Origin of the sequence: Nostoc sp. (assembly GCF_036918015.1) — a bacterium.
Classification (GTDB): Bacteria; Cyanobacteriota; Cyanobacteriia; order Cyanobacteriales; family Nostocaceae; genus Nostoc.
The window spans coordinates 1-9,062 of record NZ_JBALEO010000021.1 but is presented as its reverse complement, the minus strand read 5'-3'; the positions used below and the strand labels follow the sequence as shown (position 1 = coordinate 9,062).

At 43.4% G+C, this 9,062-nt stretch carries 11 protein-coding genes and 1 tRNA gene; 9 read left to right on the top strand and 3 right to left on the bottom strand.

The features are described from left to right. The 6 genes from V7K61_RS05690 to V7K61_RS05665 all read left to right on the top strand — a co-directional run. On the top strand, positions 1 to 470 hold a 470-nt coding region (locus V7K61_RS05690; RefSeq protein WP_442936294.1), incomplete at its 5' end, for a WD40 repeat domain-containing protein. Positions 471 to 495: 25 nt separating this feature from the next. Continuing rightward, the gene (locus V7K61_RS05685) at positions 496 to 1,110 is read left to right on the top strand and encodes a hypothetical protein (protein WP_335051737.1); all 615 of its coding nucleotides are present in this window, start codon (positions 496 to 498) and stop codon (positions 1,108 to 1,110) included. Positions 1,111 to 1,158: 48 nt separating this feature from the next. Continuing rightward, positions 1,159 to 1,290, top strand: a complete 132-nt coding sequence (locus V7K61_RS05680; RefSeq protein ID WP_335051735.1) for a hypothetical protein — start codon at positions 1,159 to 1,161, stop codon at positions 1,288 to 1,290. Between the two features lie 81 nt (positions 1,291 to 1,371). Next, the gene (locus V7K61_RS05675) at positions 1,372 to 2,115 is read left to right on the top strand and encodes an alpha/beta fold hydrolase (RefSeq protein WP_335051733.1); all 744 of its coding nucleotides are present in this window, start codon (positions 1,372 to 1,374) and stop codon (positions 2,113 to 2,115) included. A 218-nt stretch (positions 2,116 to 2,333) separates the two neighbouring features. Next, positions 2,334 to 2,549 carry a hypothetical protein gene (locus V7K61_RS05670; RefSeq protein ID WP_322677487.1) on the top strand — a complete coding sequence of 72 codons (216 nt, stop codon included), beginning with the start codon at positions 2,334 to 2,336 and terminating at the stop codon, positions 2,547 to 2,549. A gap of 2 nt (positions 2,550 to 2,551) precedes the next feature. After that, complete coding sequence (locus tag V7K61_RS05665; RefSeq protein WP_335051729.1) at positions 2,552 to 2,989, top strand: PIN domain-containing protein; 438 nt, start codon at positions 2,552 to 2,554, stop codon at positions 2,987 to 2,989. 39 nt (positions 2,990 to 3,028) lie between these two features. Here the strand turns inward: V7K61_RS05665 and V7K61_RS05660 are convergent. Continuing rightward, positions 3,029 to 3,101, bottom strand: a tRNA-Val gene (locus tag V7K61_RS05660). Between the two features lie 143 nt (positions 3,102 to 3,244). On the opposite strand from V7K61_RS05660, the gene V7K61_RS05655 reads away from it, so the two are divergent. Together V7K61_RS05655 and mazG are read left to right on the top strand one after the other, a co-directional pair. After that, entirely contained in the window at positions 3,245 to 3,832 is a 588-nt protein-coding gene (locus tag V7K61_RS05655) for a metal-binding protein (protein WP_335051727.1), read from the top strand. A 50-nt stretch (positions 3,833 to 3,882) separates the two neighbouring features. Next, on the top strand, positions 3,883 to 4,707 hold the full coding sequence (mazG, locus tag V7K61_RS05650) for a nucleoside triphosphate pyrophosphohydrolase (RefSeq protein ID WP_335051725.1): 825 nt from the start codon (positions 3,883 to 3,885) through the stop codon (positions 4,705 to 4,707). Positions 4,708 to 4,862: 155 nt separating this feature from the next. Here the strand turns inward: mazG and V7K61_RS05645 are convergent, their stop codons facing one another. Continuing rightward, positions 4,863 to 6,071, bottom strand: coding sequence for a transporter substrate-binding domain-containing protein (locus V7K61_RS05645; RefSeq protein WP_335051723.1), 1,209 nt, complete (start codon positions 6,069 to 6,071; stop codon positions 4,863 to 4,865). A gap of 178 nt (positions 6,072 to 6,249) precedes the next feature. Beyond that, complete coding sequence (locus tag V7K61_RS05640; RefSeq protein ID WP_335051739.1) at positions 6,250 to 6,501, bottom strand: aldehyde dehydrogenase family protein; 252 nt, start codon at positions 6,499 to 6,501, stop codon at positions 6,250 to 6,252. A 110-nt stretch (positions 6,502 to 6,611) separates the two neighbouring features. Between V7K61_RS05640 and V7K61_RS05635 the strand changes: the two genes are divergently transcribed. Beyond that, positions 6,612 to 8,906 (top strand): PAS domain-containing hybrid sensor histidine kinase/response regulator, encoded by a 2,295-nt coding sequence (locus V7K61_RS05635; RefSeq protein WP_335051721.1) that lies wholly within the window; start codon positions 6,612 to 6,614, stop codon positions 8,904 to 8,906. The last annotated feature ends 156 nt before the right edge of the window (positions 8,907 to 9,062 follow it).

Here is a 9,062-nt window from a genome sequence, read left to right as displayed (position 1 = left end):
GACAACAGTTAGCTTCTGCAAGTTGGGACAACACCATCAAAATTTGGGATGTCAGCAGTGGTAAACCCCTCAAAACCCTGACTGGTCATAGCAGTTCGGTCAATAGCGTTGCCTACAGCCCCAATGGACAACAGTTAGCTTCTGCTAGTGATGACAAGACAATAATTTTATGGGATTTGGATTTCGATAATTTATTACTCAGTGGTTGCAACTTGCTAAATAATTACCTCATTGCCCATCCAGAAGTGTTAGAAGAGTTGCAATCATGCCAAACGCGATCGCGGTTAGTGCAAGGTGCGACAGTATTAGTTATCCAAGGTGAGAAGTTAGCGCGAAATGATGATATTAATGGCGCTGTGGAAAAGTTTGGCAAAGCACAACAGTGGGATAATAAATTAAAGTTTGATTCCCAGGCAAGAGCGAAAGAGTTGGCAAATCAAGTTAAGGGTGACAAGGGGACATTACCCTAATAATAGATAATCACAAGGTGGAAGGATGGCATACAGCGATTTTAGTCTCGCCAAGGTGAAAAAGAGTTTTGATTTAACACTCGATGAAACTCGAAATTTATTTGTTGATACAAAACCTGTTACACCATCAGAAACTCTCAGAACGATTTTAATAGATTACATTCCTTTAGCAACTGCAATTTCAACAGAAAAAGCTAGATCGGAGTTTTTAATCGCACCAATTCTCGCAGAGGTCAGACGATTATTAAATAATAAAATTTCGCTGTTTTCTGGAAATGAATTTAATGTTGATGCAAGTCAAGGCTTGCAAGGCTTTTGCGATTACATTATCAGCAATTCCCAGGAGCAATTATTTCTTTCTGCTCCGGTAATGTTTATTTTTGAAGCGAAAAAAGAAGATATTATCGGCGGTCTGGGTCAATGTGTAGCGGCAATGATTGCAGCGCAGCTGTTCAATCAAAATCAAGGCAATGAAGTTGGGCGAATTTATGGCTCGGTTACTAGTGGAACTAACTGGAAGTTTTTATTTTTAGAAGAGACGACTGTTTATATAGATTCGACTGAGTATTATATTAAAGAATTTGATAAAATTTTGGGTATTTTATTGCAACCTTTTCAGCCTGTTTTAACTGTTGTTTGAATATATTGCAGGTGCTGATATAAGTAAGTAGACGTAATTAAATATAAAATGTCATTGCGAGCGGAACGAAGTGAAGCGTGGCAATCTCAGTCTTTGCGATTGCAACTCTTAGAGACGCTCCGCGAACACTTCCTTCCCAATGACGAACTATCTTATATTTATTTAGATCCACCTACTTAACTTACCTGGCCAAGGTTTAAAATTTGCTAAAAAATAAGAGAAGTTAAATAACTCGTCCACCATTACCACTATTCAATTGATATGAGTCTATATTGTCTAGTTCATGGTGCTTTCCAAGCCACTTGGTGTTGGGATTTGCTAATTCCCTACTTAGAAGCACAGGGTCACAAAACCATAGCAATGGATTTACCAATTGAAAATGCATCTGCTACTTTGTCCCAACTTGCAGATGTAGTAATTCAAGCGCTGCCCAAAACTGATGATGATATTGTCCTAGTCGGTCACTCAATGGCTGGTACTATAATTCCCTTGGTTGCAGAAGCGGTGAAAGTGCGTCAACTAGTTTTTGTGGCGGCGCTACTTCCATATCCTGGAGTCAGTACACTCAACCAGTTTTCTCATCGTCTTGATTCTGATACGCTCAAATCATTCAATTACCAGCCAAAAGATCCAAGTAAACTCGAACAGTTCTACGATGAGCCTGATATGTATGAACCAGCTTCCGTAGGCAAAGATTATTCAGACGAAGCAGTATTAAGGGAGTTTTTCTTTCATGATTGTCAACCAGATGTAACACAGTGGGCAATCTCGAAAAGTCGTTCGCAACAATCTATGGCATATATTTTTGAAACCAATCCTCTAAAAGCTTTGCCAAATGTTGAACATAAATATATTGTTTGTACCAATGATCGAATAATATCTCCTACATGGTCACGCTACGCCGCACACAAGCGTTTAGGAGTCGATGCCATTGAACTACCTTCTGGACATTGCCCACACCTGTCTCGTCCTGACCTTCTGGCTTCAGTATTAACTAGTGATTAATTGTTTTGTTACCGTAGCAAACTTATTTTCCAACTGCTGCATTTTTGACGAATCTGATAAAAATGCGGAATATCTTACTGGTGCGTTGGCGCAGCCCGCACTTCTCTACGAGACGCTGCGCGTAGCTTGCTTCCCCGAAGGGATACGGCAAAGCTCAGTGACCACCGTAGGCATCGCTCATAATAGATGAAGCCCCATAAATATAAGAGAGGTTAAAGATGCTAAATGCGGTTGAGTTTCAAGCAAAGATTCAAAATGGTTTAATTCAGATTCCTGATGAGTACAAACAAGAACTTGGTGAAGGAGATGATATTAAAGTAATCGTTTTGGTGACGAAAAAATCATCTAAAAAAAGAGACATAATTGATGAATTAACAGAAAATCCTGTTCAAGTTGATGGTGTATTCAGTCGTGAGGAAATTTATAACCGATAATTATGAGTTCTGGTACATCTTTTATTGATACGAATGTTTGGCTTTATCGTTTATTTGACGATAACAAGATGGAGGTTGCAGAAAGAATAAGAAAGCGTAATATTGCTATTGCAATTACAGAAGCTGAAGGAATCATCATTAGTACACAGGTTGTGAATGAGGTTGCTGCCAATTTGCTCAAAAAAGCAGCCTTTAACGAAGCGCAAATTAAAGCTGTGATTCAGTCGCTTTATCGCCGCTGTATTGTGGTAGAGTTCAATCTGACTATTTTTGAATCTGCATCAGATATCCGCAGTCGATATAATTTTTCTTTTTGGGATAGTCTAATTATTTCTTGTGCGCTATCCGCAAGAGCAAGTATTCTCTATTCAGAAGATATGCAAGATGGGTTAGTAGTCGCCGATCAATTAGAGATTGTAAATCCATTTAAAAAAGGCTAGAAACTCCATCTAAGCTGTCTCTAGCCTTTATTTACTAAATGGGCAGTACCAGACTCGAACTGATGACATCCTGCTTGTAAGGCAGGCGCTCTACCAACTGAGCTAACCGCCCGTTTGACTAATCCTTAACTAATATAGCAAAAGATTTCGCATTGCGCTAGTAGTTTCAAGAAAATCTTTTTTTCTCTTATACTGACTCAGTATTCAGTTACTCAGCACTGGCTCAACGCCTCGCTATCGCTAACAGGATTTAGGATGCCCTCTGGTCGGACGCACGATCGCATTACTATGTATGCTCTGCCATTGGTGGCGGGCGTTACTTTTTGGCAAACTCGCAGTAGCAGTGCGACTTTGTTGGTTGCAGGCGGGTTTCTCTTTGGTGGGCTGATGTTTGGCCCCGATTTGGATATTTACTCTGTGCAATTCCAACGCTGGGGTTTCTTGCGCTGGATTTGGCTACCTTATCAAAAAAGTCTGCGGCATCGTTCTTTTTTATCCCACGGGCCGATTATTGGCACGATTCTGCGGGTGATTTATCTGGGGTGTTTGCTTGCTATTTTGGCAATTTTCATTTTGGCGATCGCTCAAAGGTTATGGAATCTAAGTTTTACTTGGCAGGATTTGGGACAAACTGTGGGGCGATCGCTCGTGCAATACGATACTGAATATATCGCCCTATTTTTGGGGTTGGAACTCGGTGCGATGAGTCATTCTCTTAGCGATTGGGGGGGATCGGCTTATAAGCGGGTAAGAAAACAGGGGGTTCGGGGGTTGTTTCCTAGTGGCAAAATTAAGAGGCGGAAAGTGAGGGGTGGTAGTCGGGGGGCGAGAGTAAAGAAATAATTTTTTAAACGCAAAGGAACGCTGAGGGAAGCGCGGAGGTACGCAGAGGTATGGAAAAGCAAGATGAGAGTTTGGCGGCGTTGCAGGAGTTGATTGAGGTGGTGGCGAAGTTGCGTGAGCCTAATGGTGGTTGTCCTTGGGATTTGGCGCAAACTGCTGAAACGTTGACACCCTTTGTGATTGAGGAGGCTTATGAGGTGGTGGATGCGATTAAGAGTGGGGATCAGGGTGCGATCGCTGAGGAGTTAGGCGATTTATTATTACAGGTGGTATTACAAGCCCAAATCGCTAGTGAATCTGGGCAATTTTCTCTCAAGGAGATCGCTCAGGGAATTTCCCAAAAGTTGATCCGCCGTCATCCTCATGTGTTTGGTGATGTGTCGGTGGCAAGTGTGGATGAGGTGCGGCAAAATTGGGAACAAATCAAAGCTGCGGAAAAGGGCGAAGCATCTCCAGACGCGCAAAAATTTAGTGCTAAACTCGCTCGTTATGGGCGTACTCTTCCCCCACTGACGGCGGCGATGAAGATTTCTCAAAAGGCTGCGGCGATCGGGTTTGAATGGGAAAATATTCAGGGTGTTTGGGATAAGTTTCATGAGGAGTTGGGAGAGTTCCAGCAAGCTTTAGCTGAGGAAACACCCGAACGACAAGAAGCCGAATTAGGCGATTTACTATTTGCCGTGATTCAGCTAGCGCGTTGGCATAATCTTGACCCCAGCACCGCTTTGCAAGGCACAAATCAGCGCTTTGTCCAGCGATTAGAAAAAATGGAGGCGGTTGTTGACCGTCCCCTTTCTGATTACAGTTTGAATGAGTTAGAAACTCTCTGGCAACAGGCAAAAGCTCAACTTGCGAAAGAAGGGAGTGGGGAGTAGGGAGTGGGGAATTGGGTATTGGGCGGAAGGGGCAGAGGGGCAGAGGGGCGGAGGGGCAGAGGTGCGGAGGGGAAAGACTTACTGCAACTTCTCCCCTGCTCCCCTGCTCCCCTGCTCCCCTGCTCCCCTGCTCCCCTGCTCCCCTGCTCCTTTCTTCAAGATTTTTCAGCATCAAACCACTTATCATATAGCGATTGATAAGTGCCATTTTCTTTGAGACTCAGCAAAGCCTGATTAATTGGTTTGCGGTAGGGACTGTTGTTGGGCAGGATGATGCCGTAGCTTTCTTCACGCAAGATACTGCCAACAATTTGTACCTTTCCTTTGCCTTCATTGGCAGCATAGAAGAGGAGTACAGGTGCATCAAACACTACGGCATCAGCTTTTTTTGTTTGCAGAGCATTGTAAGCTTGCTCAATCTTAGTAACTTCTAAAATTGAAATCTTATGTTTTCGCAGGTATGTGGCGGCTGTGCTACCCGCAGTTGTGGCCACTACCTTGCCGGGTAAATCGTCTATGCTCCTGATATCGCCCTGAAGCTGTTGCACTGTCAAGGAGGTAGTCGCGCTGGCTGTAAAGTAGGCGGCAAAAAGTACTCCGATGAACATCCAGACAATACCTACTAAGCGTCCCATTACTCCCTTGGGCATTTCGTCAGCTTGGGTTGCTAATGTGGCAGCTGCCCACCAACAGGCTTTGAAAATGCCAGGAAAGTATGATTTAGGAATCATCCCATCTTTGTGATGACGCTCAGATAACCAAATAATATGGGCTGCTACGACAATTAGCACCAGAGCAACGCCTATTACCTGCAATAGGGCAGCAGAGAAAAACAATTGCAAAATATTTGGAAAGGCGCCGTTGTTGCTTTCTGGGTTTCTGACCATAATTTGCAGTCCCCCAGCAAAAATAGGTAATGAGAAATCAAAATTCTGTTCGCGTTCGGCTGTAATTGAGATAGCTGAAATCCCCAAGTTGGCTTTGCCCTCCTTAATAGCAGAAAGCAATTCCGGCACACTAGAATATTCTATAAATTTAGACTCTACACCTATTTTGTTAGCAATGCTGCGCCAGAGGTCGATACTGAATCCCGATAGCTCTTCTTTGTTTGATAGCACAAAGGGCGGTATAACTCGTGTAGCTACTAATAACGGTTGTTGGAGTTTTGGGGATTGCTGGGGTTCCGGTTTTTGGGCCACTCCTGGGGACGCCATTAAGAACAATGCCAGAATTCCACCTACTAATCCTATGCAGGTATACAGTGCTAAGGAACGTCTGGTTTTGTTTTTATGGTCATATCTGCCAATTGGGCTTTTTTTCCCAGCCATAAGTTGGCGAAATCTACTGGCGATCGCATTTATCATCAGAATTTTCTTAGGGTTGTGTGCATAATCTATTTATCATGCCCACCCCATATTAAATATCACATTCATCATCCTCCTAAAATCGATTTTTTTGATCGGATTTAGGGGGATGAATAAACAAACAAGGGCATAAGGGTACAAAGCGAGAAAATCCTCCCCTTGTCCTCTTCGGCTCGAACTACAACTTGATGGTAACGGTCTTCACTTCGGTATATTGCTGCAAGCCATATTCGCCTAGTTCGCGACCAATACCAGACTGCTTAAATCCACCGAAGGGTGCAGCAGCATCCAAAACGTCGTAGCAATTTACCCACACAGTACCAGCCCGAAGATTATTGGCGATCGCATGAGCTTTGGTGATATCCTGAGTCCACACAGCGGCGGCGAGTCGGTATATTGTGTCATTCGCCCGTTGAATGACTTCCTCTATCTTTTGAGCAATAGTTTTGAGATCGGCTTTTAGTGTAAATTTAATTTAGATTTACAATTGCCAGATATTTGATCTAACTTACGCTTCTTAGTCTTTGCAAAGTGAGCAATATGGATGTAGACGATTTCAGTCAACAAATAGAGACATTGCGCTCACGGGTAACGGGATTAGTGCAAAGGACTGCAAGTGAGCCGTATTCAGAGCAAGAGCTAACAGCAGAAGCTTTTGAAGAACTTCAAATCACTTTAGAAGAACTAAAAATCACCTCCGAGGAGCTACAAGCAACACGAATCGTAATAGAGAAGGAGCGTCAGCGCTACCAAGAATTATTTGATTTTGCACCTGATGGTTACTTGGTAACTGATACATTCGGCACTATTTTGGAAGCTAACCGTGCTGCTACCATACACCTCAATGTTTCACAGCGATTTTTGACTGGCAAACCGCTACTTACTTTCATCGCCCAGTCAGATCATCAAGCTTTTTTTAATTACCTAACTCAGTTGCAGCAGAACGACCGGGGCGGGGAATGGGAAGTGGGTTTACAACCACGAGAAAAAATCTGTTTTGATGTTGCTTTCACAGTAGTTACCGTTCGTAACGAATTAGGTAAGCCAGTTGCTCTGCGCTGGCTAATGCGTGACATTAGCCAGCGTCGGCGTATAGAGTTGCAGCGCCAGCAGTTATTTTCTAATGAGCAAGCCGCCCGAATTGCAGCCCAAGCGGCAGAAAAACGCTCTAATTTTTTGGCTGAAGCAAGTAGTGTGTTGGCATCTTCTTTGGATTATCGCACTACCCTAACCAGCGTCGCGCAATTAGCAGTGCCTACTCTCGCCGATTGGTGTATTGTGGATGTCATCGAAAATAATTTGCCACTCTTCACTAACCCAGTCATTGTTGCATCTGAACCAGCGAAGGACACGCTGATCCGAGAACTCCAACAACGCTATCCAATTTCTGTTGATGCTGATTATGGCCCAGCGAAAGTTTTACGGACTGGGAAGCCAGAACTAGTTACAAACATTCTTGAGTCTTCATTACAGAAAAAGTCCTCGAACGAGGAACACTTTAGTCTGCTGCGTCAACTCCAAGTTAAGTCTCAGATTGTAGTGCCACTGTTAGTACGCGAACGCAAGCTGGGGACAATTCTATTTGCGTCTGCACAACCAGGACGCCATTACACGACTGTAGACCTAGAAATGGCTGAAGAACTTGCTCAACGGGCAGCATTCGCTATTGAAAATGCCCAACTTTATCAGCAAGCCCAAGAAGCTAACCGCATCAAAGAAGAGTTTTTAGCGATCGTTTCCCACGAACTTCGTACACCTCTCAATTCTATGCTGGGTTGGGTTCAAGTAATACGTATTCGCAAATGGGATGAAGCAATAACCTCTAAGGCATTGGAGACAATCGAGCGGAATGCCAAACTTCAAAGAAAACTGATTGAAGATATCTTGGATATCTCACGCATTGTACAAGGAAAAATTCGCCTAAATATTTGTAAAGTTGACCTTGTGCCGATAATTCAGGCGGCAATTGAAATTGTACATCCCACATCTGAAATTAAGGATATTCAAGTTAAATTTAATCTTGACTCTTCAGTTGGTGAAGTGATGGGTGATGCCGAACGCCTGCAACAAGTTGTCTGGAATTTGCTCTCTAATGCCGTCAAGTTCACACCTAGCGGAGGGCAAGTTGAAGTACATCTGGAACAGGTAAACTCAAATGTCCAGATAACTGTCTCTGACACAGGTAAGGGAATTAGTACTGACTTTCTACCTTATATTTTTGAGCGCTTCCGTCAAGCTGATAGCACAACTACTAGAGCAGACAATGGTTTAGGGCTGGGACTGGCAATTGTACACCATTTAGTAGAAATGCACTCAGGCACAGTCTACGCAGTTAGCGAAGGGGAAGGAACGGGAGCAAAATTTACAGTGTTGTTGCCTCTGGTAGAACCGCAACCAGAGCAGTTAATTAAAGAGAGTAAAGTAAAAGTAGATAACCTCTCAATACTCAACGGTTTGCAAATACTTGTTGTCGATGACAATGCCGATACGCGGGAGTTAATTGCCTTCGTTCTTGAACAGTCTGGAGGGCAGGTGAGGGCAGTTAGCTCAGTAGGTGAAGCTCTGGAAGCACTAGAACGATTAAAACCAGATGTGCTAGTCAGTGATATTGGAATGCCAGATGAGGATGGTTATTCTCTGATTCGGAAAGTGCGGGCGCAGGAAGCAGAGCAAGAGGAGAAGATTCTAGCTGTAGCACTAACGGCATTTGCTAGAGATGAAGAACATAGGCTCGCTCTGCAAGCTGGATTCCAAGTTCATGTCTCCAAGCCAATTGAGCCAGAAAAGTTAGTGGAAGTGGTAGCAAATCTTGCCAAAGGTAGCAAACAAGTTTAATGCACAATTAAGCTTTTGGTAGCAAATGCGTACCCCGAAATAGCAAATGCGTACCCCGAAATAGTATGCTTTGAATCATAATGTGAGAAAAATTTTGATCCATAAATTAGAAAAAAGTTAACGAAAATTCAGGCTTTCGCGCTAATCACAAATTAC